34 protein-coding genes are annotated in these 26,497 nt (G+C 70.0%); 33 read left to right on the plus strand and 1 reads right to left on the minus strand.

The features are described 5' to 3' along the window. Window positions 1-14: 14 nt before the first annotated feature. From rplB to ABD652_RS06895, 27 genes are all read left to right on the plus strand, one after another. Window positions 15-854, plus strand: coding sequence for a 50S ribosomal protein L2 (gene rplB / locus ABD652_RS06765; protein ID WP_344719560.1), 840 nt, complete (start codon window positions 15-17; stop codon window positions 852-854). 12 nt (window positions 855-866) lie between these two features. Beyond that, complete coding sequence (gene rpsS, locus ABD652_RS06770; protein ID WP_153142850.1) at window positions 867-1,148, plus strand: 30S ribosomal protein S19; 282 nt, start codon at window positions 867-869, stop codon at window positions 1,146-1,148. Between the two features lie 56 nt (window positions 1,149-1,204). Then, window positions 1,205-1,570, plus strand: coding sequence for a 50S ribosomal protein L22 (rplV, locus tag ABD652_RS06775; RefSeq protein ID WP_010524597.1), 366 nt, complete (start codon window positions 1,205-1,207; stop codon window positions 1,568-1,570). Beyond that, window positions 1,570-2,397, plus strand: coding sequence for a 30S ribosomal protein S3 (gene rpsC / locus ABD652_RS06780; RefSeq protein ID WP_344719565.1), 828 nt, complete (start codon window positions 1,570-1,572; stop codon window positions 2,395-2,397). The genes rplV and rpsC overlap by 1 nt, the downstream gene beginning before the upstream one ends. Then, complete coding sequence (gene rplP / locus ABD652_RS06785) at window positions 2,397-2,819, plus strand: 50S ribosomal protein L16 (protein ID WP_344719568.1); 423 nt, start codon at window positions 2,397-2,399, stop codon at window positions 2,817-2,819. Before rpsC ends, rplP begins: the two co-directional genes overlap by 1 nt. Before the next feature lie 2 nt (window positions 2,820-2,821). Next, complete coding sequence (gene rpmC, locus ABD652_RS06790) at window positions 2,822-3,088, plus strand: 50S ribosomal protein L29 (RefSeq protein WP_029514046.1); 267 nt, start codon at window positions 2,822-2,824, stop codon at window positions 3,086-3,088. 2 nt (window positions 3,089-3,090) lie between these two features. After that, the gene (rpsQ, locus tag ABD652_RS06795) at window positions 3,091-3,375 is read left to right on the plus strand and encodes a 30S ribosomal protein S17 (RefSeq protein ID WP_153142869.1); all 285 of its coding nucleotides are present in this window, start codon (window positions 3,091-3,093) and stop codon (window positions 3,373-3,375) included. Window positions 3,376-3,753: 378 nt separating this feature from the next. Next, window positions 3,754-4,125 (plus strand): 50S ribosomal protein L14, encoded by a 372-nt coding sequence (gene rplN, locus ABD652_RS06800; protein ID WP_010524186.1) that lies wholly within the window; start codon window positions 3,754-3,756, stop codon window positions 4,123-4,125. A 3-nt stretch (window positions 4,126-4,128) separates the two neighbouring features. Next, entirely contained in the window at window positions 4,129-4,464 is a 336-nt protein-coding gene (gene rplX, locus ABD652_RS06805; protein WP_153142870.1) for a 50S ribosomal protein L24, read from the plus strand. After that, window positions 4,464-5,042, plus strand: a complete 579-nt coding sequence (rplE, locus tag ABD652_RS06810; protein WP_153142871.1) for a 50S ribosomal protein L5 — start codon at window positions 4,464-4,466, stop codon at window positions 5,040-5,042. The genes rplX and rplE overlap by 1 nt, the downstream gene beginning before the upstream one ends. Before the next feature lie 117 nt (window positions 5,043-5,159). Further along, window positions 5,160-5,558, plus strand: coding sequence for a 30S ribosomal protein S8 (rpsH, locus tag ABD652_RS06815; protein WP_344719580.1), 399 nt, complete (start codon window positions 5,160-5,162; stop codon window positions 5,556-5,558). A 21-nt stretch (window positions 5,559-5,579) separates the two neighbouring features. After that, window positions 5,580-6,116, plus strand: coding sequence for a 50S ribosomal protein L6 (rplF, locus tag ABD652_RS06820; protein WP_344719582.1), 537 nt, complete (start codon window positions 5,580-5,582; stop codon window positions 6,114-6,116). Between the two features lie 3 nt (window positions 6,117-6,119). Further along, window positions 6,120-6,491, plus strand: a complete 372-nt coding sequence (rplR, locus tag ABD652_RS06825) for a 50S ribosomal protein L18 (protein WP_153142874.1) — start codon at window positions 6,120-6,122, stop codon at window positions 6,489-6,491. After that, window positions 6,488-7,261 (plus strand): 30S ribosomal protein S5, encoded by a 774-nt coding sequence (rpsE, locus tag ABD652_RS06830; RefSeq protein WP_153142875.1) that lies wholly within the window; start codon window positions 6,488-6,490, stop codon window positions 7,259-7,261. The genes rplR and rpsE overlap by 4 nt, the downstream gene beginning before the upstream one ends. Further along, window positions 7,258-7,488: a 50S ribosomal protein L30 gene (gene rpmD / locus ABD652_RS06835; RefSeq protein WP_344719587.1), complete on the plus strand. Its 231-nt coding sequence runs from the start codon at window positions 7,258-7,260 to the stop codon at window positions 7,486-7,488. The genes rpsE and rpmD overlap by 4 nt, the downstream gene beginning before the upstream one ends. Before the next feature lie 2 nt (window positions 7,489-7,490). Continuing rightward, the gene (gene rplO / locus ABD652_RS06840; protein WP_153142877.1) at window positions 7,491-7,967 is read left to right on the plus strand and encodes a 50S ribosomal protein L15; all 477 of its coding nucleotides are present in this window, start codon (window positions 7,491-7,493) and stop codon (window positions 7,965-7,967) included. Between the two features lie 295 nt (window positions 7,968-8,262). Then, window positions 8,263-9,570, plus strand: coding sequence for a preprotein translocase subunit SecY (gene secY / locus ABD652_RS06845; RefSeq protein ID WP_344719590.1), 1,308 nt, complete (start codon window positions 8,263-8,265; stop codon window positions 9,568-9,570). Further along, complete coding sequence (locus tag ABD652_RS06850; RefSeq protein ID WP_344719592.1) at window positions 9,567-10,136, plus strand: adenylate kinase; 570 nt, start codon at window positions 9,567-9,569, stop codon at window positions 10,134-10,136. The genes secY and ABD652_RS06850 overlap by 4 nt, the downstream gene beginning before the upstream one ends. A gap of 5 nt (window positions 10,137-10,141) precedes the next feature. Then, window positions 10,142-10,987: a type I methionyl aminopeptidase gene (map, locus tag ABD652_RS06855; RefSeq protein ID WP_344720446.1), complete on the plus strand. Its 846-nt coding sequence runs from the start codon at window positions 10,142-10,144 to the stop codon at window positions 10,985-10,987. Between the two features lie 375 nt (window positions 10,988-11,362). Then, the gene (infA, locus tag ABD652_RS06860) at window positions 11,363-11,584 is read left to right on the plus strand and encodes a translation initiation factor IF-1 (RefSeq protein ID WP_010524174.1); all 222 of its coding nucleotides are present in this window, start codon (window positions 11,363-11,365) and stop codon (window positions 11,582-11,584) included. Between the two features lie 11 nt (window positions 11,585-11,595). Continuing rightward, window positions 11,596-11,712 (plus strand): 50S ribosomal protein L36, encoded by a 117-nt coding sequence (rpmJ, locus tag ABD652_RS06865; RefSeq protein WP_010524173.1) that lies wholly within the window; start codon window positions 11,596-11,598, stop codon window positions 11,710-11,712. A gap of 221 nt (window positions 11,713-11,933) precedes the next feature. After that, window positions 11,934-12,302, plus strand: coding sequence for a 30S ribosomal protein S13 (gene rpsM / locus ABD652_RS06870; RefSeq protein WP_344719595.1), 369 nt, complete (start codon window positions 11,934-11,936; stop codon window positions 12,300-12,302). A 65-nt stretch (window positions 12,303-12,367) separates the two neighbouring features. Next, window positions 12,368-12,769 carry a 30S ribosomal protein S11 gene (gene rpsK, locus ABD652_RS06875; protein ID WP_010524171.1) on the plus strand — a complete coding sequence of 134 codons (402 nt, stop codon included), beginning with the start codon at window positions 12,368-12,370 and terminating at the stop codon, window positions 12,767-12,769. Window positions 12,770-12,882: 113 nt separating this feature from the next. After that, window positions 12,883-13,893, plus strand: coding sequence for a DNA-directed RNA polymerase subunit alpha (locus ABD652_RS06880; protein WP_344719599.1), 1,011 nt, complete (start codon window positions 12,883-12,885; stop codon window positions 13,891-13,893). Between the two features lie 89 nt (window positions 13,894-13,982). Then, complete coding sequence (gene rplQ, locus ABD652_RS06885; protein WP_344719601.1) at window positions 13,983-14,498, plus strand: 50S ribosomal protein L17; 516 nt, start codon at window positions 13,983-13,985, stop codon at window positions 14,496-14,498. A 173-nt stretch (window positions 14,499-14,671) separates the two neighbouring features. Beyond that, the gene (gene truA, locus ABD652_RS06890) at window positions 14,672-15,583 is read left to right on the plus strand and encodes a tRNA pseudouridine(38-40) synthase TruA (RefSeq protein WP_344719603.1); all 912 of its coding nucleotides are present in this window, start codon (window positions 14,672-14,674) and stop codon (window positions 15,581-15,583) included. A 260-nt stretch (window positions 15,584-15,843) separates the two neighbouring features. Next, window positions 15,844-17,274 carry a sugar porter family MFS transporter gene (locus ABD652_RS06895; protein ID WP_344719605.1) on the plus strand — a complete coding sequence of 477 codons (1,431 nt, stop codon included), beginning with the start codon at window positions 15,844-15,846 and terminating at the stop codon, window positions 17,272-17,274. A 137-nt stretch (window positions 17,275-17,411) separates the two neighbouring features. Here the strand turns inward: ABD652_RS06895 and ABD652_RS06900 are convergent, their stop codons facing one another. Beyond that, window positions 17,412-19,328, minus strand: a complete 1,917-nt coding sequence (locus ABD652_RS06900) for a BglG family transcription antiterminator (protein WP_344719607.1) — start codon at window positions 19,326-19,328, stop codon at window positions 17,412-17,414. Window positions 19,329-19,636: 308 nt separating this feature from the next. Between ABD652_RS06900 and ABD652_RS06905 the strand changes: the two genes are divergently transcribed. The 6 genes from ABD652_RS06905 to rpsI all read left to right on the plus strand — a co-directional run. Next, window positions 19,637-20,026, plus strand: coding sequence for a PTS sugar transporter subunit IIB (locus ABD652_RS06905; RefSeq protein ID WP_344719609.1), 390 nt, complete (start codon window positions 19,637-19,639; stop codon window positions 20,024-20,026). A gap of 64 nt (window positions 20,027-20,090) precedes the next feature. Further along, window positions 20,091-21,755: a phosphoenolpyruvate--protein phosphotransferase gene (ptsP, locus tag ABD652_RS06910; protein WP_344719611.1), complete on the plus strand. Its 1,665-nt coding sequence runs from the start codon at window positions 20,091-20,093 to the stop codon at window positions 21,753-21,755. A gap of 138 nt (window positions 21,756-21,893) precedes the next feature. After that, window positions 21,894-23,918, plus strand: a complete 2,025-nt coding sequence (locus ABD652_RS06915; RefSeq protein ID WP_344719613.1) for a PTS mannitol transporter subunit IICBA — start codon at window positions 21,894-21,896, stop codon at window positions 23,916-23,918. Window positions 23,919-23,929: 11 nt separating this feature from the next. After that, a complete protein-coding gene (locus ABD652_RS06920; RefSeq protein ID WP_344719615.1) occupies window positions 23,930-25,111 on the plus strand; it encodes a mannitol-1-phosphate 5-dehydrogenase in 1,182 nt (393 codons plus the stop codon). 411 nt (window positions 25,112-25,522) lie between these two features. Then, complete coding sequence (gene rplM / locus ABD652_RS06925) at window positions 25,523-25,966, plus strand: 50S ribosomal protein L13 (RefSeq protein WP_344719617.1); 444 nt, start codon at window positions 25,523-25,525, stop codon at window positions 25,964-25,966. Window positions 25,967-26,005: 39 nt separating this feature from the next. Continuing rightward, on the plus strand, window positions 26,006-26,497 hold a 492-nt coding region (gene rpsI / locus ABD652_RS06930; RefSeq protein ID WP_344719619.1), incomplete at its 3' end, for a 30S ribosomal protein S9.

The following is a 26,497-nucleotide window of genomic DNA, read 5'->3' on the forward strand; positions in this document are numbered from 1 at the left end:
CGAGGAAGAAGAACATGGCTATCCGTAACCTCAAGCCGTCCACCCCGGGCCAGCGTGGCTCGTCGGTGGCCGACTTCGCAGAGATCACCCGGGACACCCCGGAGAAGTCCCTGCTGCGCCCGCTGAGCAAGACCGGCGGACGCAACAGCTCGGGCAAGATCACCACTCGCCACAAGGGCGGCGGGCACAAGCGCCAGTACCGGCTGATCGACTTCCGTCGGTCGGACAAGGACGGCGTGCCGGCGAAGGTCGCTCACATCGAGTACGACCCGAACCGCACCGCCCGCATCGCGCTGCTGCACTTCGCCGACGGCGAGAAGCGCTACATCCTGGCTCCGGGCCGGCTGGCCCAGGGCGCGGCCGTCGAGTCGGGCCCGAACGCCGACATCAAGCCGGGCAACAACCTGCCGCTGCGCAACATCCCGCTGGGCACCGTCGTGCACGGCGTGGAGCTGCGTCCGGGCGGCGGGGCCAAGCTCGGCCGCTCGGCCGGCGCCTCCATCCAGCTGGTGGCCCGCGAGGGCAAGCACGCCCAGCTGAAGCTGCCCTCCGGCGAGGTCCGCAACGTCGACGTGCGCTGCCGCGCCACCGTCGGCCAGGTGGGCAACGCCGAGCAGTCCAACATCAGCTGGGGCAAGGCCGGCCGCAGTCGCTGGAAGGGCGTCCGTCCGACCGTCCGCGGCGTCGTGATGAACCCGATCGACCACCCGCACGGCGGTGGCGAGGGCAAGTCCTCCGGCGGCCGCCACCCGGTCAACCCGAACGGCATGCCCGAGGGTCGCACGCGGCGCCCGAAGAAGGAGAGCGACAAGCTCATCGTGCGTCGCCGTCGTACCAAGAAGAACAAGCGATAGGAGCCTGGAGCCATGCCACGCAGCTTGAAGAAGGGCCCCTTCGTTGATCAGCACCTGTACCTGAAGGTGCAGGCTGAGAACGAAAAGGGCACCAAGAATGTCATCAAGACCTGGTCCCGCCGTTCGATGATCGTCCCGGACATGCTCGGCCACACCATCGCCGTGCACGACGGCCGGAAGCACATCCCGGTGTTCATCACCGAGTCGATGGTCGGGCACAAGCTCGGCGAGTTCGCTACGACGCGCACGTTCCGCGGCCATGTGAAGGACGACAAGAAGGGCAAGCGCCGCTGATCCCCGAGGGGATGAGCACGCTGCCTCTTCGATCCAGAGACGAGAGAAGGAAAGCAATGGAAGCCAAGGCAATTGCGCGCTATCTGCGTGTGTCGCCTATGAAGGCCCGGCGCGTCGTCGACCTTGTCCGCGGCAAGCAGGCCAACGAGGCGCTGGCGATCCTGCAGTTCGCCCCGCAGGGAGCCTCCGAGCCGGTCTACAAGGTTCTGGCCTCGGCGATGGCGAACGCTCGCCAGCACGCCGACCAGGCCGGCGTCGCGTTCAACGAGGACGACTACGTCGTGACCGAGGCCCGGGTCGACGAGGGTCCGACCATGAAGCGGTTCCGTCCGCGCGCCCAGGGTCGGGCCTACCGCATCAACAAGCGCACCAGCCACGTGACCGTCGTGGTCGGTGCGGACGAGAAAGGTGGGGATCAGTAGTGGGTAACAAGATCAACCCCAATGGTTTCCGTCTGGGCGTCACGACGGACCACGTCTCCCACTGGTACGCCGACTCCAACGCCGCGGGTCAGCGCTACAAGGACTTCGTGAAGGAAGACGTCCAGATCCGCGAGCTGCTGGCGAAGAGCGTGGAGCGCGCCGGCATCTCCAAGGTCGAGATCGAGCGCACCCGCGACCGCGTCCGGGTCGACATCCACACCGCCCGTCCGGGCATCGTCATCGGCCGCCGCGGCGCCGAGGCGGACCGGATCCGCGGGCAGCTGGAGAAGCTGACCGCCAAGCAGATCCAGCTGAACATCCTCGAGGTCAAGAACCCCGAGACCGATGCGCAGCTGATCGCCCAGGGCGTCGCCGAGCAGCTGGCCGCCCGCGTGGCCTTCCGCCGCGCGATGAAGAAGTCCATCTCCTCGGCCATGCGGTCGGGCGCGAAGGGCATCCGGATCCAGTGCTCCGGCCGTCTGGGCGGTGCGGAGATGTCGCGCAACGAGTTCTACCGCGAGGGCCGCGTGCCGCTGCACACCCTCCGGGCCAACATCGACTTCGGCAAGCACGAGGCCAAGACCACCTTCGGCCGCATCGGCGTGAAGGTCTGGGTCTACAAGGGCGACCTGACCGACAAGGAGCTGGCCGCCCAGCAGGCCGCGCAGCCTTCGGGCCGCGGCGGCGGTGGCGGCCGCGGCGGCGGCGGTGGCCGCGGCGGCGAGCGTCGTCGGCGCGGCGGTCGCAGCCGTGACCAGCAGGCCCCCGCTGAGACCGCAACCCAGCCGGCTGCTTCCGAGTCTGCAGCAGAAGGAGGTCAGAGCTGATGCTGATGCCCCGTCGAGTCAAGTACCGCAAGCCGCACAAGCCGAAGCGCCGCGGCCACGCCAAGGGCGGCACTGAGCTCGCCTTCGGCGAGTACGGCATCCAGGCCCTCGGCCACGGCTGGGTCACGAACCGCCAGATCGAGTCTGCGCGTATCGCCATGACCCGCCACATCAAGCGCGGCGGAAAGGTGTGGATCAACATCTTCCCGGACCACCCGCTGACCAAGAAGCCGGCCGAGGTCCGCATGGGCTCCGGCAAGGGCTCGCCCGAGTGGTGGGTGGCCAACGTGAAGCCCGGACGCGTGATGTTCGAGCTGACCGTGACCGGTGCCAGCGACGAGGTGGCCAAGGAGGCCCTTCGTCTGGCAATCCACAAGCTGCCGATGAAGGCACGCGTGATCAGCCGAGAGAGTGGTGAGTGACCATGGCAGTTGGGTCGAAGGATCTGACGGTTGAGACGCTCTCCGCGATGGACGACTCGTCCCTCGCCGAGCAGCTGCGCAGCGCCAAGGAGGAGCTGTTCAACCTTCGCTTCCAGTCCGCCACCGGTCAGCTGGAGAACTCCAGCCGTCTGAAGGCCGTCAAGCGCGACATCGCCCGGATCTACACGGTCCTGCGCGAGCGGGAGCTGGGCATTCGCGAGTCGGTCGGTGCTGAGGCAGAGTCCACTGAAGAGAAGGCTGAGGACTGATCATGAGCGAAACCAACACCGAGGCACAGGGCACCGAGCGCGCCTACCGCAAGAACCTGCGCGGCGTCGTGGTGTCCGACAAGATGCACAAGACCATCGTGGTCGCCGTCGAGGACCGCAACAAGCACTCCCTGTACGGCAAGGTGATGAAGCGGCACTCGAAGTTCACCGCGCACGATGAGAACGAGGAGGCCGGCGTGGGGGACACCGTCCAGCTCGCCGAGACTCGTCCGCTCTCGGCGACCAAGCGCTGGCGCCTGGTGCGCATCATCGAGAAGGCGAAGTGATCTCCGGACTCTCCGGCATCACCGCGTCCCCGCTCGACGCTGCGGCCTAGCATGACGGCTCGGGGCCCGACTCACCTGCTGAGTTGGGCCCCGAGCTGTTTTCAGGTATGCTATTGAGGCTGTGCGCCCTTGTATGCGGGGCCTCCACCCCGCAGGCCTCCCGCGGTGATCATCGCCGGGAGGGTCGGAGGACAGCGCACGTCCCCCATCCATGCCGCCTCGGCCTCGTGAATCAGGCGCCGCGTCGGTGCGGCCGGACTCGTTCCGGCCGGCACGACGCAGTCCACGTGGGTAAGCGGCCGGGGGAGGTTCATTCGGAAGTTCCGCCAGGCTCGCCGCACCAGCGGGGAGAACCGGCGAGACGACAGGAGTAGACAAGTGATTCAGCAGGAATCGCGGCTGAAGATCGCTGACAACACCGGGGCCAAGGAACTCTTGGTCATCCGTGTGCTCGGCGGATCCGGACGCCGCTATGCAGGCATCGGCGACATCTTCGTCGCCACCGTGAAGGACGCCATCCCCGGCGGCAACGTCAAGAAGGGCGATGTCGTCAAGGGCGTGGTCGTGCGGTCGCGGAAGAAGTCCCGTCGCCACGACGGGTCCTACATCAGCTTCGACGAGAACGCTGCCGTCATCCTCAAGGGTGAGACCCAGGACCCGCGTGGTACCCGCATCTTCGGCCCCGTGGGCCGCGAGCTGCGCGACAAGAAGTTCATGAAGATCGTCTCGCTCGCGCCGGAGGTGCTCTGACTCATGGCAAACATCAAGAAGGACGACCTCGTCCAGATCCTGTCCGGCAAGGACAAGGGCATGCAGGGCAAGGTCCTCGAGGTGCGGCCGCGCGAGGAGCGCGTCGTCGTCGAGGGCGTCAACCGGATGAAGCGCCACCTGCGCGCCGGCCAGGCCGGCAGCACCGAGGGCGGCATCGTGGAGTCCGAGGCCCCGCTGCACATCTCCAACGTGGCCGTGGTGGACCCGGAGACGGGCAAGCCCACCCGCGTCGGCCACCGGGAGGAGACCGTCGAGCGTGACGGCCGCACCAAGACCGTGCGGGTCCGCTACGCCAAGGCCTCCGGAAAGGACCTGTGATGACCGAGGTGCAGAGCGTGACGCAGAAGATCACCCCCCGACTGAAGACCAAGTACCGCGACGAGATCCGCGGCACGATGCAGGAGCAGTTCTCCTACGGCAACGTCATGGAGGTGCCCGGCCTGGTGAAGGTCGTGGTGAACATGGGCGTCGGCGAGGCGGCCCGCGACTCCAAGATCATCGACGCCGCCGTGGCGGACCTGACCAACATCACCGGCCAGAAGCCGAAGATCACCCGGGCCCGGAAGTCGATCGCGCAGTTCAAGCTGCGCGAGGGCCAGCCGATCGGCGCGCACACCACGCTGCGCGGCGACCGGATGTGGGAGTTCCTCGACCGTCTGGTGACCTTCGCGCTGCCGCGCATCCGCGACTTCCGCGGGCTGAGCGACCGGCAGTTCGACGGCAACGGCAACTACACCTTCGGACTGAGCGAGCAGTCGGTGTTCCACGAGATCGATCAGGACAAGATCGACCGCCCGCGCGGCATGGACATCACCGTCGTGACCTCCGCGAAGACCGACGACGAGGGCCGCGCGCTGCTGAAGGCGCTCGGCTTCCCGTTCAAGACCGACCAGTAAGCACTACGCCGCAGGTCCTTTCACCAGAGGTTCTGTCGGGTCGCCGCCCCTCCGGGCGGCGGGCCCAGAGTTCCTTCGGAGATCGGAAACCGTGGCGGGGAAGGGCGAACGCCCCTCATGACAATGACTGATCCAGTCGCAGACATGCTCACGCGTCTGCGCAACGCCAACTCGGCTTTCCACGACGAGGTCTCCATGCCCAGCTCCAAGCTGAAGGTGCGTGTGGCCGACATCCTGAAGGCCGAGGGATACATCACCGACTGGCGCGAGGACGAGGCCGAGGTCGGCAAGACCCTGGCCATCGACCTCAAGTTCGGTCCCGACCGCGAGCGGTCCATCGCCGGCCTGCGTCGCATCTCCAAGCCCGGTCTCCGGGTGTACGCGAAGTCCACGAACCTCCCGCACGTGCTGGGCGGCCTGGGCATCGCGATCCTGTCCACCTCCTCCGGTCTGCTGACCGACCGGCAGGCAGCCAAGAAGGGCGTCGGCGGGGAAGTCCTCGCCTACGTCTGGTGACGCGAAGGGAGTCGAAGCACTATGTCACGCATCGGTAAGCTTCCGATCACCATTCCTGCCGGCGTCGAGGTCGACCTCAAGGGTCGCGACCTCACCGTCAAGGGACCGAAGGGCGAGCTCGCCCGCACTCTGGCCGAGGGCATCGAGGTGTCCGTCGAAGAGGACACCATCACGGTGACCCGTCCCGACGACGAGCGGGAGTCCCGCTCGCTGCACGGCCTGACCCGGACGCTGGTCGCCAACATGGTCCACGGCGTCACGGAGGGCTTCACCAAGAAGCTCGAGATCGTCGGGACCGGCTACCGCGTCCAGGCCAAGGGCTCGGACCTCGAGTTCGCGCTGGGCTACTCGCACTCCATCCAGATGGCGGCCCCCGAGGGGATCTCCTTCCAGGTGGAGGGCGCGAACAAGCTCTCGATCTCCGGCATCGACAAGCAGCAGGTCGGACAGGTCGCCGCGAACATCCGCAAGCTGCGCCGTCCCGACCCGTACCAGGGCAAGGGCGTCCGCTACGAGGGCGAGCAGATTCGCCGCAAGGCCGGAAAGGCAGGTAAGTAAACCATGGCTATTGGTATCCAGGGCAAGTCCAAGTCCGCTGCCCGCGGCCGCCGCCACATCCGCCTGCGCAAGAAGATCGACGGCACCGCCGAGCGTCCGCGCCTGGTGGTCACCCGGTCCTCCCGGCACATGGTCGCCCAGGTCGTCGACGACCAGCAGTCCCACACGCTGGCCTCGGCCACCACGATGGAGGCCGACCTGCGCAGCTTCGACGGCGACAAGACCGCCAAGGCGAAGAAGGTCGGCGAGCTCATCGCCGAGCGCGCTCAGGCGGCCGGCATCGACGCCGTGGTCTTCGACCGCGGCGGCAACAAGTACCACGGTCGTGTGGCCGCCGTCGCCGACGGCGCCCGGGAGGGTGGTCTGCAGCTGTGAGTGAGAACACCGACAACACTGAGAAGGTTTCATCTGTGACTGAGACCAACGACAACTCCGTCGAGGCCGCCGAGAAGGCTCAGGGCGGCGGCGACACCCAGCAGGCCGACCAGAACAGCTCGTCCCAGGGCGGCCGTGAGGACCGCGGCGGCCGTGGTGGCCGCGGCGGTCGCGGTCGCGGCGAGGGCGGCGGTCGCGGCGGCGGCCGCGGCGGCGGCCGGGACGACGATCGGGACAAGTTCCTCGAGCGCGTCGTCACCATCAACCGCGTCTCCAAGGTGGTCAAGGGCGGCCGTCGCTTCAGCTTCACCGCGCTGGTCGTCGTCGGCGACGGCGACGGCATGGTGGGCGTCGGCTACGGCAAGGCCAAGGAGGTCCCCGCGGCCATCCAGAAGGGCGTCGAGGAGGCGAAGAAGAACTTCTTCCGCGTCCCGCGCGTCGGCTCCACCATCCCGCACCTGGTCAAGGGAGAGGACGCCGCCGGCGTCGTGCTCCTGCGTCCGGCTTCGCCGGGTACCGGTGTGATCGCCGGCGGACCGGTGCGTGCGGTCCTCGACTGCGCGGGCGTCCACGACGTGCTGACCAAGTCCATGGGCTCGGTCAACTCGATCAACATCGTGCACGGCACGATCGACGCGCTGAAGCAGCTCGAGGAGCCCGAGGCCGTGGCCGCCCGCCGCGGCAAGCCGCTCGACGAGGTCGCTCCGGCGCCGATGCTCCGCACTATGGAGGCGGACCGTGCCGCCCGGGCAGATAAGGCAGGTGCATGAGGATGAACGACATCCAGACCACCGCGAAGAACGTGGTCGCCAGCGACGCGAAGCTGGAGATCACCCAGTCCAAGTCCACCATCGGCGCCACGCCGACCCACCGTGAGACGGTGCGGTCGCTGGGCCTGAAGCGCGTGGGGCACACTGTCGTCCGCGACGCCGACGCCGTGACCGTGGGCATGCTGAACTCCGTGAAGCATCTCGTGACCGTCGAGGAGGCGAAGTGACGATGGCAGACAACAACGCTGCAGAGTCCGACGTCCTCAAGGTCCACGACCTGCGTCCGGCCCCCGGCTCCAAGAAGTCCCGCCAGCGTGTGGGTCGTGGTGAGGCGTCGAAGGGCAAGACCGCAGGCCGTGGCATGAAGGGGACCAAGGCTCGCTACCAGGTGCCGGCAGGCTTCGAGGGCGGGCAGCTTCCGCTGCACATGCGTCTGCCGAAGCTGCGCGGCTTCAAGAGCCCGTTCCGCGTCGAGTACTCGCCGGTCAACCTCTCCAAGCTGGGCGAGCTGTACCCGTCCGGCGGCGACGTGACCGTCGACGACCTCGTCGGCCAGGGCGTGGCGAAGAAGGGCCGGCCGGTGAAGGTCCTCGGCTCCGGGGAGATCTCCGTGGCCGTGAACGTGACGGCGCACGCCTTCTCGTCCTCGGCCGTGGAGAAGATCCAGGCCGCCGGCGGCTCGGTCACCACGATCGAGCAGGGCTGAGAAGTCCTCTCGCCGATCTGACATGACGGCCCCCGTCGACCTCCGCAGATCCCGCTGACGCGGGGCTGCGGAGGGTCCGGCGGGGGCCGTCGTGCATCTGCGGGCCCGCGTGTCCGTGCCACGATTCATCCCGCCCGCGTCACGGGCGTTAGTATGGCTGTCTGTGTGACCGCACACCTCGGCAGACACCGGGGCGCGCCGCAGGCTCGGAATCCGTCCACGACGGAGCCGGACCGCGGCGCCCAGCGTGCCCGACGGTCGCCGCACGGACTGCTTCAGCCCCACAGGAGGACGCTTGTTCAGCGCAATCGCCCGGGTGTTCCGGACACCTGATCTGCGCCGGAAGATCTGGTTCACGATCGGGATCATCGCGATCTACCGCATCGGTGCCTTCATCCCCGCGCCAGGAGTGGACTACGGGACCGTGCAGCAGTGCCTGGCCCTGGGCAACACCGAGGGCGGAGCCTACTCCTTCGTCAACATGTTCTCCGGCGGGGCGATGCTGCAGGTGTCGATCTTCGCGCTGGGCATCATGCCCTACATCACCGCGGCGATCATCGTGCAGCTGCTGCGCGTGGTCATCCCGCGCTTCGAGAATCTGCAGCGGGAGGGCCCGCAGGGGCAGGCGAAGCTCACCCAGTACACCCGCTATCTGACCATCGCGCTGGGCACGCTGAACGCGACCACCATCGTCACCATGGCCCGCTCCGGGGCCCTGCTCAGCTGCGACCTGCCGATCGTGCCGGACGACAGCCTGGGCGTCATCCTGCTGATGATCCTGACGCTGGTGACCGGCGTCGCGCTGATCATGTGGCTCGGCGAGCAGATCACCGAGCGCGGCGTCGGCAACGGCATGTCCATCCTCATCTTCGTCTCCATCGGCGCCGGCTTCCCCGGCGCGATGGGCGAGATCTGGTCGACCCAGGGCTGGCGGATCTTCGCACTGGTGCTGCTGATCGGTCTGGTGGCCATCGCCGCAGTCGTCTTCGTCGAGCAGTCGCAGCGCCGCGTGCCGGTGCAGTACGCCAAGCGGCAGGTCGGCCGCCGCACGCTGGGCGGGTCCTCGACCTACATCCCGATCAAGGTGAACATGGCCGGCGTGATCCCGGTCATCTTCGCCTCCTCGGTGCTGACGCTGCCCTCGGTCATCGCGCAGTTCAACCAGCCGGCTCCCGGCGAGGACGTCGGCCCGGTGATGCAGTTCATCCAGCAGTACTTCTCCGGCGGGACGCACCCGGTGTACATGATCTGCTTCTTCCTGATGACCATCTTCTTCACGTACTTCTACGTGACGATCACCTTCAACCCGAACGAGGTCGCCGAGAACATGCGCAAGTTCGGCGGCTTCATCCCGAGCGTCCGGGCCGGCCGCCCCACGGAGCGCTACCTGAGCTACGTGATCTCCCGGATCACCTTCCCCGGCTCCCTGTACCTGGGCTTCATCGCGCTGATCCCGATGATCGCGATGGTGCTCCTCGGGGTGAGCCAGAGCTTCCCGTTCGGCGGCACCTCGATCCTCATCATGGTGGGCGTGGGGCTGACCACGGTGAAGCAGATCAACGCACAGATGGAACAGCGAAACTACGAAGGACTTCTGCGATGACACGTATGCTGATCGTCGGACCGGCCGGCTCGGGCAAGGGCACCCAGTCGACGCGCATCTGCCAGGCCCTGGGGATCGTGGCGATCTCCACCGGGGACATCTTCCGCGCCAACATCAAGGGCGGCACCGAGCTGGGCCGGGAGGCCCAGCAGTACGTCGACGCCGGCGAGCTGGTGCCGGACTCGGTCACCAACCGGATGGTGGAGGACCGGCTGTCCTGGGACGACGCCGCCTCCGGCTTCCTGCTCGACGGCTACCCGCGCAACCTGAGCCAGGTGAGCGCGCTGGACGAGATGCTCGAGCGCCTCGACGTCTCGCTCGACGTGGTCCTGGAGCTCACCGCCGACCGCGAGGAGCTGATCCAGCGGCTGACGAAGCGCGCCGAGATCGAGGGCCGCGAGGACGACGCCGACGAGGACGCCATCCGTCGCCGGCTCGAGCTCTTCGACACCGAGACGGCGCCGATGATCGCCGAGTACGAGTCCCGCGGCCTGCTGCGTCGCGTGGACGGCCTCGGCGACATCGACGAGGTCACCGCCCGCATCATGGACGTGCTGAAGGGCTGATGGGGATGCTCTCGCGCCGGCGCATCGAGCTGAAGACCCCGGAGCAGCTGCGACACATGGACGCCGCCGGCTCCGTGCTGGCCGGCGCGCTGGACGCCGTCGTCGCGGCCGCGGTCCCCGGAGTGACCACCGGACAGCTGGATCGCGTGTTCGCCGCCTTCATCGCCGAGCGCGGCGCGACGCCGAACTTCCTGGGCTACTACGGCTTCCCGGGCAGCATCTGCGCCTCGGTCAACGACGAGGTCGTCCACGGCATCCCGGGGGAGCGGGTGCTCGCCTCCGGAGACGTGCTGACCGTCGACGCCGGCTGCATCATCTCCGGATGGCACTCCGACTCGGCCCGCACCGTGGTGCTGGGCTCCTCCGCGCAGGGCACCGCCGACGCCGGCGACGAGCGGCTCTCGGCGATCACTCGCGGGGCGATGTGGGCCGGCGTCGCCGCCTTCGCCGAGGCGAAGCACATCGGCGAGGTGGGCGAGGCGATCGAGGCGTTCGTGACCTCCCAGGAGGGGGACCGGCTGGGCATCCTCGAGGAGTACGTCGGCCACGGCATCGGCTCGGCCATGCATATGGCGCCGGACGTGTTCAACTACGCGGCCGGATTCCGCGGCGCGCGGATCCGTCCGGGCATGGCCGTGGCGATCGAGCCGATGCTCACCCGCGGGGGGATCGCCACCCGCGTGCTCGACGACGACTGGACCGTGGTCACCGAGGACGGCGCCCGGGCCAGCCAGTGGGAGCACTCGGTGGCCCGCCATGACGACGGCATCTGGGTGCTCACCGCCCATGACGGCGGGGCCGCCGAGCTCGAGCCGCTGGGCGTGACGCCGACGCCGATCCCGCAGGGCTGAGCGGCGCCGTCGGCCGCGCCGGAGCCTCCGGGCGGCCGGGGCGAGGCTCGCGGCGACCCTGCCCGCGCCGGTGAGGAGGGCGCGGGAGGGGAATTGCCCGAGCCCGTCGGATTCGGGTACTATTGACTGCTGGTTGTCTCTGTGGGTCGACTGTGCCCTCATGCGCGCCGGCGGGTCCTCTCCCGCCGAGCATGCAGAGACGTCTGACCAGAAACTGAACCAGATTCTCCCCGGTCTGCCCCGACGATGACGGCGCTCTGCGTCGGCCGTGCGGCGACGCGCCCTCGTGCGCGCGCCGCGGCCGCCGTCCGAGCCGACCCCGCTCCGAGCGGCGGCGTCGACGGGATCGGAGGGATCGCGAACGGTGTGGAGCATATGGGTAAAAAAGAAGGTGTGATCGAGGTGGAGGGCCGGGTGACCGAGGCTCTCCCCAATGCGATGTTCCGCGTGCGTCTGGAGAATGAGCACGTGGTGCTCGCCACGATCTCGGGCAAGATGCGTCAGCACTACATCCGGATCCTCCCCGAGGACCGGGTCGTGGTGGAGATGAGCCCGTATGACCTCAACCGTGGACGAATCGTCTACCGCTACAAGTAAAGAGGAAAGCCATGAAGGTTCACCCGAGCGTGAAGCAGGTCTGCTCTGAGTGCAAGATCATCCGCCGCCGCGGTGTGATCCGAGTGATCTGCAAGAAGAACCCGCGTCACAAGCAGCGCCAGGGCTGACCCTCACCTTCTCGACGTAGAACGCGTGAGGGCGCGCCGAGCGCCTCGACAGCTCAATACCAGCACGGCAGTGCAGTCCGTCGATGAGCTGGACGGACAGACCCCCGGTTGCCGAAGGCCGGGGACCCGCTGAAGGCGTCACCTCCGACGTCGGCCGCGAGCGGTCCAGATGGGAGCGCACTGTCGAAGACCTTCGGACGACAGCAAGGAGGACTGCCACGATGGCACGTCTGGCAGGTGTGGACATCCCGCGCGAGAAGCGCACGGAGATCGCACTCACTTACATCTACGGCGTCGGCAAGACCCGTGCAGCAGAGACCGTCGAGGCCACGGGCATCTCGCCGGAGACCCGCGTGAAGGACCTCACGGACGACCAGCTGGTCGCACTGCGTGACTACATCGAGGGCAACTTCCAGGTGGAGGGCGACCTCCGCCGCGAGGTGGCCGCAGACATCCGCCGCAAGGTCGAGATCGGGTCGTACCAGGGTCTGCGGCACCGCCGCGGCCTGCCGGTCCGCGGTCAGCACACGCAGACCAACGCCCGCACCCGCAAGGGTCCGAAGAAGACCGTCGCAGGCAAGAAGAAGTAGTTCGGCGCGCCGAGGATCCCTGAGGATCCCCCGCTGATCCGACCAACTCGAGTCACGGAGAAGATATGCCCCCCAAGAACCGCGCAGCGGCCCGCAAGCCGCGCCGCAAGGCAAGCAAGAACATCACGCAGGGTCAGGCCCACATCAAGTCGACCTTCAACAACACCATCGTCTCGATCACCGACTCCACCGGTGCGGTGATCTCCTGGGCGACCTCCGGCGAGGTCGGGTTCAAGGGCTCCCGCAAGTCCACCCCCTACGCCGCGCAGATGGCCGCCGAGCAGGCCGCCAAGCGGTCGCAGGAGCACGGCCTGAAGAAGGTCGACGTGTTCGTCAAGGGCCCGGGCTCCGGGCGCGAGACCGCGATCCGCTCGCTGCAGGCCGCCGGCCTCGAGGTCGGCTCCATCCAGGACGTCACGCCGAGCGCGCACAACGGCTGCCGCCCGCCGAAGCGTCGTCGCGTCTGAGCGACCTTCTACAGACAGCGCCTCCGCCGCGGCCTGCGGGCCGCGGCGGGGTGAGAGCATCATCATCAGTGAGAATGCGTCATATAGCGGATGCACTCTGAAAGGAATCATCAGTGCTCATTGCACAGCGCCCCACGCTGACCGAAGAAGTTGTCGCAGATGACCGTTCGCGCTTCGTCATCGAGCCCCTGGAGCCGGGCTTCGGCTACACCCTGGGCAATTCGCTGCGTCGCACGCTGCTCTCCTCCATCCCGGGGGCGGCGGTGACCAGCGTCCGCATCGACGGCGTGCTGCACGAGTTCAGCACGGTCGCCGGTGTCAAGGAGGACGTCACCGAGCTGGTGCTGAACATCAAGCAGCTCTCGGTCTCCTCGGAGCACGACGAGCCGGTCGTGGCCTACCTCCGCAAGGAGGGGCCCGGCCAGGTGACCGCCGCGGACATCACCCCGCCGGCCGGCGTCGAGGTCCACAACCCGGACCTGCACCTCGCCACGCTGAACGAGGAAGGCCGGATGGACGTCGAGTTCACCGTCGAGCGCGGCCGCGGCTATGTCTCCGCGGAGCAGAACAAGACGGCCGACGCCGAGATCGGCCGGATCTCGGTGGACTCCATCTACTCGCCGGTGCTGAAGGTCAGCTTCAAGGTCGAGGCGACGCGCGTCGAGCAGCGCACCGACTTCGACAAGCTGATCGTCGACGTCGAGACCAAGCCGTCGGTCGCCCCGCGGGACGCGCTGGCCTCGGCCGGCACCACGCTGGTGGAGCTGTTCTCGCTGGCCCGCGAGCTCAACGTCGCCGCCGAGGGCATCGAGATCGGCCCGTCGCCGACCGACGCCGCCCTGGCGCAGGACATGGCCCTGCCGATCGAGGACCTGGAGCTCACCGTGCGCTCCTACAACTGCCTCAAGCGCGAGGGCATCCACACCGTCGGCGAGCTGGTGGCCCGGTCCGAGGCCGACCTGATGGACATCCGCAACTTCGGTGCGAAGTCCATCGACGAGGTCAAGGACAAGCTGACCGAGCTCGGCCTGTCGCTGAAGGACTCCCCGGCCGGGTTCGACCCGACGGCGGCCCGCTTCCAGGAGGCGGGCGACGAGGAGCCCTCCGTCGACGAGCAGCTGTAAGTTCGGCGACGACCACATCATTCTGCGCGCCGGCCGCGCCGAGCTGAGCTCTCGGGGCGTCCGGAGCCCCATCCAAGGAGAACGAGACCATGCCTACCCCCACCAAGGGACCGCGCCTGGGCGGGAGCCCGACGCACGAGAAGCAGATGCTGGCGAACCTGTCCGCGAACCTGATCGAGCACCGCTCGATCACCACGACGCTGACCAAGGCCAAGCGGCTGCGCCCCTACGCCGAGCGGCTGATCACCATCGCCAAGAAGGGCGACCTGCACGCTCGTCGTCAGGTGGTCAGCAAGATCAGCGCGCGCAACTCCACCAACCAGGCGGTGGTGCACGAGCTGTTCACCGTGATCGCCCCGGCGATGGAGAACCGCCACGGCGGCTACACCCGCATCACCAAGATCGGCAACCGCAAGGGCGACAACGCCCCGATGGCCGTCATCGAGCTCATCATGGAGCCGGTGTCCCCGAAGCAGGCCGTGGTCCAGGAGGCCGAGCAGGCCGCCGCCACCGCTCCCGCCGAGGAGACCCCGGTCGAGGAGACCGAGCAGCCGGCCGAGGAGACCGAGGCCGTCGAGGCCGAGGAGACCTCCGAGGAGAAGTGATCCTCGCCTGATCCTCGACCGTCGCCGGTCCGCCGGCGACGTCGCCGCACTGAGGCCCCCGACCCGTCACGGGTCGGGGGCCTCAGTGCGTCCGGGGCCGGGACCTGGAGGGGGAAGTCTCGGGGCGGGAGCGGTGAGCCCGAGGCGGGGGAGTGCTCGATAGGCTGGAGACCATGTCCTCCGCCGCAGACGCCAGTGCCCCGCAGGAGATCGCGACGCCGGTCCGCGTCCGCCTGGACCTCGCCTACGACGGCGCGGCGTATCACGGCTGGGCCGCCCAGCCGGGACTGCGCACTGTCGAGGGGGCGCTGCGCGAAGGGCTGGCCACGCTCATCCGGCGGGAGGTGCCGGTCGTCGTCGCCGGGCGCACCGACAGCGGCGTCCACGCCCGCGGCCAGGTGGTGCACTTCGACCTCAGCGCGGAGGAATGGGCCGGGCTCTCCCGCGGGCGGGACATCGCCCCGCAGGATGCGCTGCTGCGCCGCATCGCCGGCGTGCTGGCGCGTCAGGAGGGCGCCGTCGTCGTCCGTGCCGCCCGTCGCGTCCCGCCGGCGTTCGACGCGCGCTTCTCGGCGCTGAGTCGCAGCTACAGCTACCGGATCGTCGACGACGACGCGCAGCGTGACCCGCTGAGCCGCGGGCACACCGTCTGGCATCGGCGGGGGCTGGACGAGACGCTGATGGACGCCGAAGCCGCCCTCGTCACCGGGCTGCACGACTTCGCCAGCTTCTGCCGGCCGCGGGAGATGGGCACCACCGTCCGCGAGCTGCAGGACTTCCGGATCCGCCGCGACGCCGACGGCGCGATCATCGCCGAGCTGACCGCCGACGCGTTCTGCCACCACATGGTCCGCGCGCTGGTCGGCGCCTGCCTGGAGGTGGGCGAGGGGCGCCGCGCGCCCGGATGGCTCGCCGAACGGCTGGGACGGCGCAGCTGGGACGCCGAAGTCCGCCTGGCCCCGCCGCACGGCCTGGTGCTGGAGGCGGTGAGCTACCCGCCCGACGACCAGCTGGCCGCCCGCGCCGCACGGACGCGGGCGCTGCGCGACGCGCCCTCGGCCGGCGGAGCCCCGGGGCAGATGTGAGATTCCTCACGGCCCTGCGGTCGGCTGTCGGGCCGTCCGCCCGGCGCGTTCCGCCTCATGTCGGGGATCCGCCGGTGAGCCAGCCCACGAGACGCCGATCATGTCGTCGGATGCCGCGTGGCACGACGCACGTCTGAGGCGCATACTCGTGCGGGCGCTCTCACCATGAGCGACGACCGACGGCCTCTGCGCGGGTTCACCTCCCGGCGGCGAGGCCCTCCCCACGTGACATCTCGCAACCTGAAGGAACGACGACCAGAATGAGCATCAACTCCCGCTCACAGGACCTCGCGGCCACCTCGGTGGCCTGGGTCGTGCTGGTGGCCGCGTTCGGCGGCTTCCTCTTCGGCTTCGACACCGCCGTCATCAACGGTGCCGTCTCGGCCATCCAATCCACCTTCGGCCTCTCCGACTGGCTGATCGGCTTCGCCGTCTCCTCCGCCCTGCTCGGCTGCATGGTCGGCGCCTGGGTCGGCGGCTCGCTCTCCGACCGGCTCGGCCGCGTCGGGGCGATGCTGATCGCCGCCTCGGCCTTCTTCGTCTCCGCGATCGGCTCCGGTCTCTCCGTCGGCCCGGTGGACCTCATCGCCTGGCGCCTGCTCGGCGGCGTCGGCGTGGGCATGGCCTCGGTCATCGCCCCGGCCTATATCGCCGAAGTCGCCCCGACGAACCTCCGCGGCCGGCTCGGCTCGCTGTGGCAGCTGGCCATCGTGGTCGGGATCTTCGCCGCGGCGGTGTCCAACGCCTTCGTGTCCAACCTCGCCGGCGGCTCCGACGCCGAGCTGTGGCTGGGCATGGACGCCTGGCGGTGGATGTTCGTCATCGAGGCCGCCCCGGCGCTGATCTACGGCCTGCTGGCCACCTCCATCCCGGAGTCCCCGCGCTACCTGGTCTCGCGCGGCGACGACCGCCGCGCCGCCCAGGTGCTGCGCGAAGTCGTCGGCCTCTCCGAGGAGTCCGAGGTCCGCGAGAAGATCGCCGAGATCTCCCGGACGATCAACCTCGAGTCCCGGCAGAAGGTCCGCGACCTCGTCGCCGGCGGCACCATCATGCCGATCCTCTGGGTGGGCCTCGGCCTGGCGGTCTTCCAGCAGTTCGTCGGCATCAACGTGATCTTCTACTACTCCAACACGCTGTGGCAGGCGGTCGGCCTCACCGAGGACCAGTCCTTCCTGATCCAGGTGATCACCACCTCGGTGAACATCCTCGCCACCGTGATCGGCATCCTGATCGTCGACAAGGTCGGCCGGCGGATGCCGCTGGCCGTGGGATCGGCCGGCATGGCCGTGGGCCTGGGCATGATGGCGGTGGCCTTCAGCCAGGCGGTCACCGTCGGCGGCGAGCTCGAGCTGCCCGGCGCCTGGGGCATGATCGCGCTGATCTCGGCCAACGTCTTCGTGCTGTTCTTCGGCGCGACCTGGGGGCCGTTCATGTGGGTGCTGCTGGGCGAGATGTTCCCCAACCGCATCCGCGCCATCGCCCTCGGCGTCTCGGCGGCGGCCAACTGGCTGGCGAACTTCGTCATCTCGACGGTCTTCCCGTCCATGGCGGACCTCTCGCTGGTCTTCGCCTACGGCTTCTACGCCGTCTCGGCGCTGCTCTCGCTGGTCTTCGTGCTCAAGTGGGTCCCGGAGACCAAGGGCCGCGAGCTCGAGGACATGTCCGAGGGGGCCTACGAGCGGTCGCACTGACCCGCGCCGTCCCCACCACCGATGGCTCTGGAGTTCGGGCCCGAACTCCCCGGTTCCGGCCGGGGGTTCCGGCCCGAACTCCAGAGCCATCGTCGTGTGTGCGGCCGACGCCGGGGCGGCGTCGGGCAGTGCCGTGCTCAGCCGTCGATGACGGCGGCGAGCTCGTCCAGGAAGCCGGCGAAGCCCTCGCCGCGGCGGATGATCCGGGTGACGCTGTCGCGTTCGCTGAAGACTTCGACGAGCTGCTCGAAGACGGTCTGGAAGGCCTCGCGCTCCTCCTCGCTGAAGGCCGTCAGCGCCACCACCTGGACCCGGGAGTCGCCCCAGGGCAGCGAGCCGTCGGCGATCCCGATGGAGATCGCCGTCCGCGAGGCGGTCATCCGCAGCGCGTGCGGCACCGCCAGCGTCTCGGTGAAGGCGGTGGAGGAGAGCTGCTCGCGCTCGACGGTGTTCTCCACGTACTGCTGATCGATGACCCCGCGGGCGACGAGCGGCTCGGCCAGCGCGCGGATCGCCTCCTCCTCGTCGGCGGCCACCAACGGACGGATGAAGGCGTCCTCGCTCAGGTACCGCGACAGTTCCGCGCGCAGCCGGGCCAGCCGCAGGCTCCGCCGCCGTCGGGCGGCCGCCGCGGAGATCCGCCCCAGGTCCCCCTCGGAGAGGAACGGCGGCAGCCGCACGGTCCGCTCGTCGGGCTGCGGCGGCTCGATGGTGGTCAGCACCAGGTCGGTGTCCACCGCCTCCCAGTCCGGGTCGACGCCGGTGAGCACCTCGGTGACCTCGATGGAGGGACCCAGCGAGCGGGCGATGCGCGAATGCAGCAGCTCGTGCAGCTCGTAGTAGCCGGGGCAGACGATCGTGGCGGTCAGCACCGTCTCGGCCTGCCGGCTGCGCTCCAGGCGCCCGCCGACGTGCATGGCGATATAGGCGATCTCGTCGTCGTGGATGGTCACCTCCAGCTGTTCGCCGACGTCGCTGGCGATGGAGACCGCGACCTGGAAGATCATCGGGAAGTCGGACTTCAGCGAGCGGGTCAGCGGGTTCCGCGACGGCGCGTGCTCGCGGGCGCGCAGCACCAGGTTCTGCACATGCAGGGTCAGCCGGCGGATGAAGTCCTCATGGGCGATGTCGACCAGATAGCCGTGGGCGGCCCGGGTCACCGCCGTGCGCACCGCCTCCTCGACCGTCGGGTCCAGGCGCACCCGCTCCTCGGCCGCGCCGCCGGGGGCGACGACGCGGGTGAGCACCAGCGAGGTCAGGTGCTGCAGGTCGCCGGAGCCCATGGCGACGTCGAAGTGGCGGACGCACAGCGTGTCCAGCACCTCGGCGAGGCGCCGTTGGTCCTCGTCGGCCTCGCCGCGGGTGGTCTCCAGCGCCCGGCCGCGCGAGACGCGGTCGGCGGCGATGGCGATGTGCAGCGCGACGTCGGCGGCGGCGAACTCGTTGACGTAGTAGCCCAGGGCGGCCAGCTCGGCGCCCAGCTGCTGGGTGAAGGGGCCGAAGGCCCGGTCGTCGACCGTCTCCAGCCCGGCGGCCCGGCGCAGTACGCCGACGTCGAAGGTGCCCTCCTCCATCTCGTCGTGGGCCAGCCGGGAGACCAGTCGACGCCGCGAGATCTCGTCGCCGTCGAGCGTCACGACCGAGCCGCCGCGGCGCAGACTCAGCGTGGTGTCCTCGAGCAGACCGCGGATGCGGGCGAGGTCGGCCTCGACGGTGGCGTCGCTGACGTGGTGCCGCTCGGCGGCGACGAAGACGTCGAGGCCCTGATCGGCGTCGAGCAGCTCGCGCACCAGACGGTGCAGCCGGTCGCGCGGGCTGGCGCGCTGCTCGCCGCGCAGCGTGGCCAGCACGGCCCGGTCGGCGCGGTAGCCGGCCGGGCCGGACTCCACGGCCTCGCCCTGGTCGGCGCGGGCGGCGCGGGCGTTGATCTGGGCGATGTAGGAGCGCACGCTGCGCGGGGTCACCCCGAGCCGGTCGGCCAGTGCGGCGGCGGTGATCCAGCCGTCGCCGTGCAGCAGGATGCTGATCAGCTTCTCCCGGCGCTGGCCGGTCATGCGCTCCACTCCACGGCCTCCACCCTACCGCCCGCGCCGGGGTCGCTCCGGGGTCGCTCCGGGGTCGCTCCGGGGTCGCTCCGGGGTCGCTCCGGGGTCGCTCCGGGGTCGCTCCGGGGTCGCTCCGGGTCGCTCCGGGACTGCTCCGGGGTCGGCTCGTGTCGGAGGTGACCGTGCGGTGAGCGGCGGATGGCCGAGGAGCCGCGCGCAGGCGACCCGCAGATTTCCGCCCCCGGGGAAACAGCCATGGTTGTGACCCAGATCGCCGGGGCAGAGAATCTGAGAGGAAGAGGAGGAGTGAGCGATCGATGGAGATCCTGGTGGTATGCGGCGCCGGCGCGTCCAGCACGTTCGTCGCCCAGCGCATCCGCCGCGGCGCGGAGGCCGAGGGCCTGGATCTCCGCGCGTCCGCCGGCACCGAGGCGATGCTGCCCGGGGCCGTCGACGCCGTCGACGTCGTCCTCCTGGGGCCGCAGCTGGCGGCCCGCGCCCCGGAGATCCGCCGCCGCGCCGCGCTCGTCGGCGCCGCCGCGGCGGTGCTGCCGGAGCACGTCTTCCGCGATCCCGACGGGACGGCCGCGCTCGATCTGGCCCGCCGCGAGCTCGCCGCCGTCCGGGCGGGCGCCGACGCTGCCGACACTTCCGACACCGCCGACACTGCTCACGCCGATCACTCTGCTCAGGAGGATTCCCCATGATCATCCGCACCCACGACCGCCCGACGGCCGCGTCGGCCGCGACGCCCGCGGAGGTGAGCCGCTGATGGCGCGCCTGGAGGGCATCGGCGTCGGCCAGGGCGTCGCGCACGGACCGGTGGCCCGCATGGCTCCGGCCCCCGAGGCTCCGGCGGAGGAACAGTCCGCGCTCACCGCCGAGCAGGAGACGGCCCGGGTGGAGGAGGCCGTGGCGGCCGTCGCCGAGGACCTGAAGGCCCGCGGCGAGGCCGCCGGCGGCTCCGCCCGCGACGTGCTGCAGGCCCAGGCCATGATGGCCAAGGACCCCACGCTGAAGAAGGCCGCGGCCGCGCGGTTGGGGAAGGGACTGACCGGCGAGTTCGCCGTCCACGACGCCTTCGCCGAGTTCCGCGCCACGCTGGAGGGCATGGGCGGCTACATGGCCGAGCGCGCCGCCGACCTCGCCGACGTCTCGCAGCGGGTCATCGCCCGGCTGCGCGGGCTGCCGGCTCCGGGCGTGCCGACGCCGGGCCACCCGTTCGTGCTGGTCGCCGAGGACCTCGCCCCGGCCGACACTGCGCTGCTGGACCTGGATCAGGTGCTCGCCGTGGTGACCATCCAGGGCGGGCCGACCTCGCACACTGCGATCCTCGCCCGGGAGAAGGCGATCACCGCCGTCGTCGGCGCCGTCGAGGCCGACCAGCTGCACGACGGGCAGACGGTGATCGTCGACGCCGCCGACTCGGCGGTGCTCACCGAGGTCACCCAGGGGCAGCTCGACGACGCCCAGCGGCGCATCGACGAGCGCGCCGCCGCCGTGGCCGCACCGGTGACCCCCGGCGCGCTCGCCGACGGCACCGAGGTCCCGCTGCTGGCCAACCTCGGCTCGCCCGACGGCGCGGCCGAGGCTGTGGAGCTCGGCGCCGAGGGCGTGGGCCTGTTCCGCACCGAGTTCCTCTTCCTCTCCGCCGACGCGGCGCCCGACGTCGCGACCCAGCGGGAGGCCTATCGGCGGATGCTGGAGGCCTTCCCCGGGAAGAAGGTCGTCGTCCGCGCGCTCGACGCCGGGGCGGACAAGCCGCTGCCCTTCCTCACCGAGGAGGAGGAGAACCCGGCGCTGGGCCGTCGGGGGCTGCGTGCGCTGCTGGCGCACGAGCAGATTCTGCGCGACCAGCTGACCGCACTGGCCGAGGCCGAGGCGGAGACCGAGGCCGACGTCTGGGTGATGGCCCCGATGGTCTCCACCGTCGCCGAGACCGAGCAGTTCGTCGCCCTCGCCCGCGAGCACGGGCTGCGCACCGCCGGGGTGATGGTCGAGGTGCCGTCGTCGGCGCTGGTAGCCGAGCCCATCCTGCGGCATGCGGACTTCGCCTCGATCGGCACCAACGACCTGACCCAGTACACGATGGCCGCCGACCGGCTGCTCGGCTCGGTGGCCGATCTGCAGGACCCGTGGCACCCGGCGGTGCTGCGGCTGGTCGGCGAAGTCGGCTCCGCCGGAGCGGCCACCGACTCGCCGGTGGGCGTCTGCGGCGAGGCCGCCGCCGACCCGCTGCTGGCCCTGGTGCTCGTCGGCCTCGGGGCGACCAGCCTGTCGATGGCCCCGGCCGCGCTCGCCGACGTCCGCCTCGAGCTGGGCCGGCACACTGCCGAGACCGCTCGGGCCGCCGCGCAGGCAGCGCGCGCGGCGGGGGACGCCGCGGGTGCGCGCGGCGCGGCGCAGCAGGTCGTGCGCGAGGCCGCGCAGGGCTGAGCCCGCTGGGAACCTGCTCAGCTCCCTCCTCGGGGCGGGGAGACCGTTCCTCCCCGCCCCGCCGGGGCCCTGTCCCGCACCGGTCAGGGCGTCCGCCCTCCGATCACTCCCGACACCCTCTGATATGAAAGGTCGACGATGACCACCCCATCCCCCGAGCGCAGCTCCTCGCCGGGCAGCCTGCGTGTCGGCGTCCAGAAGTTCGGCTCCTTCCTCTCGGGCATGATCATGCCCAACATCCCCGCGCTGATCGCCTGGGGACTCTTCACCGCGTTCTTCATCGAGGTCGGGTGGACCCCGCACGCCGCCCTGGCGACGGTGGTCGGGCCGATGATCCACTACCTGCTGCCGGTGCTGATCGCCATGCAGGGCGGCAAGATGGTGCACGACGTCCGCGGCGCCGTGGTCGGCGCCGTGGCCACCTTCGGCGCGATCGCCGGGTCGGATCACCTCATCGCGCAGTTCAACGCCTCGCTGCCCGAAGGCGAGGACGCGCTCGGCGAGGTGCACATGTTCATCGGGGCGATGATCCTGGGCCCGCTGAGCGCCTGGGTGATGAAGAAGGTCGACGGCGTCCTGGAGGGGAGGATCAGGGCCGGCTTCGAGATGCTGGTCTCGATGTTCTCCGGCGGGTTCGTCGCCTTCGGCATGAGCCTGCTGGGCTTCTTCGGCGTCGCTCCGCTGGTCAACGCGATCATGGATGTGCTCGGCCGCGGCGTGGAGTGGCTCATCTCCACGAATCTGCTGCCGCTGACCAGCATCCTCATCGAGCCGGCCAAGGTCTTCTTCCTCAACAACGCCATCAACCACGGCGTGCTCACGCCGCTGGGCGTCTCGGAGGTCGACTCGGCCGGCCAGTCGATCCTGTTCCTCCTCGAGGCGAACCCCGGTCCGGGGCTGGGCCTGCTGCTGGCGTTCTCGGTCTTCGGCGTCGGTGCGGCGCGAGGCTCCGCCCCGGGCGCGGCGATCATCCAGTTCTTCGGAGGCATCCACGAGGTCTACTTCCCCTACGTGCTGATGAAGCCGACGCTGCTGATCGCGGTGATCGCCGGCGGCGCCACCGGTGTGGGCACCAACGTGCTCTTCGACACCGGCCTGCGCGGCCCGGCGGCTCCGGGATCGATCTTCGCCGTGGTCGGGCAGACAGCCTCCGGCAGCTACCTGGGTGTCATCCTCTCCGTGGTGCTCGCCGCGGCGGTGACCTTCGTCGTGGCCTCGTTGATCCTGCTGGCCGGACGGAAGAAGGATCTGGAGAGTGCGGACGACTTCGCCGAGGCCGTGGCGAAGACCGAGGCCACCAAGGGCAAGTCCTCGGCCGCGCTCTCCGGTCTCGCCGCGCAGGCCTCCGGGGGAGCCGCCGTCGCGCAGAAGAAGATCGAGCGGATCATCTTCGCCTGCGACGCCGGCATGGGCTCCTCGGCCATGGGCGCCTCGGTGCTCCGGAACAAGATCAAGGACGCCGGCATCGGGGGCGTCTCGGTGACCAACAAGGCCGTGGCCGCCCTGCCGGGCGACACCGACCTGGTCATCACCCAGCAGCAGCTCACCGATCGGGCGAAGGGCCAGGAGCCCGATGCCGTCCACGTCTCGGTGGACAGCTTCATGGACGCCCCCGAGTACGACGAGGTCGTCGAGATGGTCCGGCAGTCCGCCGAGGACGACGGCGCCGAGCCGACCGAGGCCGCCGCTCAGGGGGCGGCGGACGAGCCCGCCGCCCAGGACGGCCCCGGCGAGATCCTCACCCTGGACCGGGTGCGCATCCACTCCGGCTCGGCCACTCAGCAGGAGGCCATGGCCGAGGCCGCCGAGGTCCTGGTCGCCGCCGATGCGGTCACCGAGGACTATCTGGAGGCGATGCAGGCCCGCGAGGAGACCGTCTCGACCTTCATGGGCAACGAGCTGGCCATCCCGCACGGCACCGGCGAGGCCAAGGACGCGGTCAAAGCCTCCGCGCTCTCGGTCGCCCGCTACGACGGCGGCGTCGACTGGAACGGCCAGCAGGCCACCTTCGTCATCGGCATCGCCGGCGTCGGGGACGAGCACCTGCAGATCCTCTCGCGGATCGCGAAGCTCTTCTCGAAGGCCGAGACCGTCGAGCAGCTGAAGGCCGCGACCACCGAGCGGGAGCTGCACGAGCTGCTCTCGTCGATCGAGCAGAGCTGAGGAGCACGATCATGGCTGACAGCACGAACAGCGCCGCCCGGCCCACGGCGGTCCACTTCGGCGCCGGCAACATCGGCCGCGGCTTCGTCGGGATGCTGCTGCACGAGGGCGGCTACGAGGTCGTCTTCTCCGACGTCGCCGCGCCGCTGGTCGACGCGCTGGCCGCGGCCGACTCCTACACCGTCCACGAGGTGGGCGCGGGCGGCGTCGACCGCGAGGTCACCGGGTTCCGCGCGGTCAACTCCGCGCAGGACCCGGAGGCCGTCGCCGCCGAGCTCGCCGGCGCCGCCGCGGCCACCACCGCCGTCGGCCCGACGGTGCTGCGCTTCATCGCCCCGCATCTGGTCGAGGGGCTGCGCCGGCGCGACGCCTCGGCCGAGCCGCTTCAGATCATGGCCTGCGAGAACGCCATCGGCGCGACGGACACGCTGCGCGAGCACATGGTCGCCGCGGCCGCCGACGTCGGCGCGGACTGGGCGGAGCTCGCAGGGAAGGCAGTCTTCGCCAACACGGCGGTCGACCGCATCGTCCCCGGCCAGCCGGAGGACGCCGGACTGGACGTGACGGTCGAGCCCTTCTACGAATGGGCCATCGAGCGCGGCCCCTTCGGCGACCGGCCGCCGCAGGTGCCCGGGGCGCACTTCGTCGACGCGCTGGGTCCCTATATCGAGCGCAAGCTGTTCACCGTCAACACCGGCCACGCCGCCGCGGCCTACCTGGGCGCACGGGCCGGACACGGCACCATCGCCGAGGCGCTGGCCGACGAGCGGGTCGTCGCCGGCGTCGCCGCCGCGCTGCAGGAGACCTCGGCGGTCCTGATCGCCGAGCACGGCTTCGGCGAGGCGGAGATGGCAGACTACCGGGCCACGATCCTGCGGCGCTTCGCCAACCCGGCCCTGCCGGACACCGTCGGCCGGGTCGGGCGCCAGCCGCTGCGCAAGCTCTCCCGGCACGAGCGGCTCGTCGGCCCGGCCGCCGCGGCCGCGGAGCGGGGGCTCTCGATCGACGGGCTCCTCGCCGTCGTCGACGCCGCGCTGGCCTTCCGCGACGCCGGCGACGAGCAGGCCGTCGAGCTGGCCCGGCTGCTCGCCGAGCTGCCGCCGGGGGAGCTGGTCGCGCGGATCACCGGACTGGAGGCCGAGCATCCGCTGGCGCCGCGGGTGCAGGAACTGATGGCCCGCCACCAGAGCTGACCCCGTCCTCTTCGGATGACCCACTCGGGATGACCGCCTCCGGATGACTCGGCGGAAAGTGTGGGAATATATTCGCTTTCCCGCACTTTCCGCCGAGTCATCCCGAGGCGGGAGGAGAGTGGGCGGAGCGGAGTGGAGGGCAGTCTTTGCCCCGCCCGGCCCGAACGGCTATACTCTATTCCTGTTGTGCGTGTCCACCCCCGCGGGGACTCGTGTCGAGGCGGCTCAGTTGCATGGCCGGATGCCTCCACGAGCGGCAGGGGAAACCACGGGCCCGGCATCTTCTCGGTCCTCACCCGAGAAGCCGGACGGCGCACTCGCGAAGAAACAGTCGCCGACGCGCGGTGTCTCTCACACCATCGGGCGTCCGGCGAGCTGAACCGTAGAACACCGACCGAAGGCATCATCACCGTGCGTACGTACACCCCCAAGCCTGGCGACGCCGACGCTCAGTGGCACATCATCGACGCCACTGACGTCGTGCTGGGTCGTCTCGCCAGCCAGACCGCCGCCCTGCTGCGCGGCAAGCACAAGCCGACCTTCGTCCCCCACCAGGACATGGGCGATCACGTCATCATCATCAACGCCGACAAGGTCACCGTCACCGGTGACAAGGCCTCCAAGAAGACCTACTGGCGGCACTCCGGCTTCCCGGGCGGCATCCGTTCGGCGAACTTCGAGCAGCTGATGGAGCGTCATCCCACCAGCGCGGTCGAGCAGGCCGTCAAGGGCATGGTGCCCCACAACAAGCTCGGTGCGGTTCAGCTGAAGAAGCTGCACGTCTACGCCGGCTCGGAGCACCCGCACACGGCCCAGAAGCCGAAGCCGTACGAGATCTCCCAGGTCGCTCAGTAGTCCTGGCCACCCGATCACGAAACATTTTCAAGGAGAACCGTGGCTCAGAACACTGAAGAGCTGAACGAAGCCGAGGGCCTGTCGCAGTACACCTCGGAGTCCACCGGCCCCGCCGCCGAGGAGACCGCCGGCGAGACCGAGCGCGCCCCGCTGACCATCGGCGGCGCCGCCGTCGGTCGTCGCAAGCGTGCTCGCGCCCGCGTCCGCCTGGTGCCCGGCACCGGCCAGTGGACCATCAACGGCCGCAGCCTGGAGGACTACTTCCCGAACAAGCTGCACCAGCAGGAGGTCAACGACCCCTTCACCCTGCTGGGCCTCGAGGGCGCCTATGACGTCATCGCTCGCATCGACGGCGGCGGCCCCTCCGGCCAGTCCGGCGCGATGCGCCTGGGCGTGGCCCGCGCGCTCAACGAGATCGACCGGGACCACAACCGTCCGGCGCTGAAGAAGGCCGGCTTCCTGTCCCGCGACGACCGCGCCGTCGAGCGCAAGAAGGCCGGTCTCAAGAAGGCCCGCAAGGCCCCGCAGTAC

This window comes from Nesterenkonia halobia (assembly GCF_039536005.1).
GTDB classification, from domain to species: domain Bacteria; phylum Actinomycetota; class Actinomycetes; order Actinomycetales; family Micrococcaceae; genus Nesterenkonia; species Nesterenkonia halobia.

Excerpts from the sequence above, each read along its gene's own strand:
- rplX (WP_153142870.1), top strand. The coding sequence starts at position 4,129 with ATGGCAAACATCAAGAAGGACGACCTCGTCCAGATCCTGTCCGGCAAG.
- ABD652_RS06900 (WP_344719607.1), bottom strand. The coding sequence starts at position 19,328 with ATGACCGGCCAGCGCCGGGAGAAGCTGATCAGCATCCTGCTGCACGGC.
- ABD652_RS06850 (WP_344719592.1), top strand. The coding sequence starts at position 9,567 with ATGACACGTATGCTGATCGTCGGACCGGCCGGCTCGGGCAAGGGCACC.
- rplR (WP_153142874.1), top strand. The coding sequence starts at position 6,120 with ATGGCTATTGGTATCCAGGGCAAGTCCAAGTCCGCTGCCCGCGGCCGC.
- rplO (WP_153142877.1), top strand. The coding sequence starts at position 7,491 with ATGGCAGACAACAACGCTGCAGAGTCCGACGTCCTCAAGGTCCACGAC.
- rpsQ (WP_153142869.1), top strand. The coding sequence starts at position 3,091 with ATGAGCGAAACCAACACCGAGGCACAGGGCACCGAGCGCGCCTACCGC.
- rpsK (WP_010524171.1), top strand. The coding sequence starts at position 12,368 with ATGCCCCCCAAGAACCGCGCAGCGGCCCGCAAGCCGCGCCGCAAGGCA.
- rplP (WP_344719568.1), top strand. The coding sequence starts at position 2,397 with ATGCTGATGCCCCGTCGAGTCAAGTACCGCAAGCCGCACAAGCCGAAG.
- ABD652_RS06895 (WP_344719605.1), top strand. The coding sequence starts at position 15,844 with ATGAGCATCAACTCCCGCTCACAGGACCTCGCGGCCACCTCGGTGGCC.
- rpsH (WP_344719580.1), top strand. The coding sequence starts at position 5,160 with ATGACAATGACTGATCCAGTCGCAGACATGCTCACGCGTCTGCGCAAC.
- rplV (WP_010524597.1), top strand. The coding sequence starts at position 1,205 with ATGGAAGCCAAGGCAATTGCGCGCTATCTGCGTGTGTCGCCTATGAAG.
- rpmC (WP_029514046.1), top strand. The coding sequence starts at position 2,822 with ATGGCAGTTGGGTCGAAGGATCTGACGGTTGAGACGCTCTCCGCGATG.
- ABD652_RS06905 (WP_344719609.1), top strand. The coding sequence starts at position 19,637 with ATGGAGATCCTGGTGGTATGCGGCGCCGGCGCGTCCAGCACGTTCGTC.
- infA (WP_010524174.1), top strand. The coding sequence starts at position 11,363 with ATGGGTAAAAAAGAAGGTGTGATCGAGGTGGAGGGCCGGGTGACCGAG.
- rplQ (WP_344719601.1), top strand. The coding sequence starts at position 13,983 with ATGCCTACCCCCACCAAGGGACCGCGCCTGGGCGGGAGCCCGACGCAC.
- ptsP (WP_344719611.1), top strand. The coding sequence starts at position 20,091 with ATGGCGCGCCTGGAGGGCATCGGCGTCGGCCAGGGCGTCGCGCACGGA.
- rpmD (WP_344719587.1), top strand. The coding sequence starts at position 7,258 with ATGAGGATGAACGACATCCAGACCACCGCGAAGAACGTGGTCGCCAGC.
- ABD652_RS06915 (WP_344719613.1), top strand. The coding sequence starts at position 21,894 with ATGACCACCCCATCCCCCGAGCGCAGCTCCTCGCCGGGCAGCCTGCGT.
- rpsS (WP_153142850.1), top strand. The coding sequence starts at position 867 with ATGCCACGCAGCTTGAAGAAGGGCCCCTTCGTTGATCAGCACCTGTAC.
- rplB (WP_344719560.1), top strand. The coding sequence starts at position 15 with ATGGCTATCCGTAACCTCAAGCCGTCCACCCCGGGCCAGCGTGGCTCG.
- rpsM (WP_344719595.1), top strand. The coding sequence starts at position 11,934 with ATGGCACGTCTGGCAGGTGTGGACATCCCGCGCGAGAAGCGCACGGAG.
- ABD652_RS06920 (WP_344719615.1), top strand. The coding sequence starts at position 23,930 with ATGGCTGACAGCACGAACAGCGCCGCCCGGCCCACGGCGGTCCACTTC.
- rpmJ (WP_010524173.1), top strand. The coding sequence starts at position 11,596 with ATGAAGGTTCACCCGAGCGTGAAGCAGGTCTGCTCTGAGTGCAAGATC.
- rplE (WP_153142871.1), top strand. The coding sequence starts at position 4,464 with ATGACCGAGGTGCAGAGCGTGACGCAGAAGATCACCCCCCGACTGAAG.
- rplF (WP_344719582.1), top strand. The coding sequence starts at position 5,580 with ATGTCACGCATCGGTAAGCTTCCGATCACCATTCCTGCCGGCGTCGAG.
- truA (WP_344719603.1), top strand. The coding sequence starts at position 14,672 with ATGTCCTCCGCCGCAGACGCCAGTGCCCCGCAGGAGATCGCGACGCCG.
- map (WP_344720446.1), top strand. The coding sequence starts at position 10,142 with ATGCTCTCGCGCCGGCGCATCGAGCTGAAGACCCCGGAGCAGCTGCGA.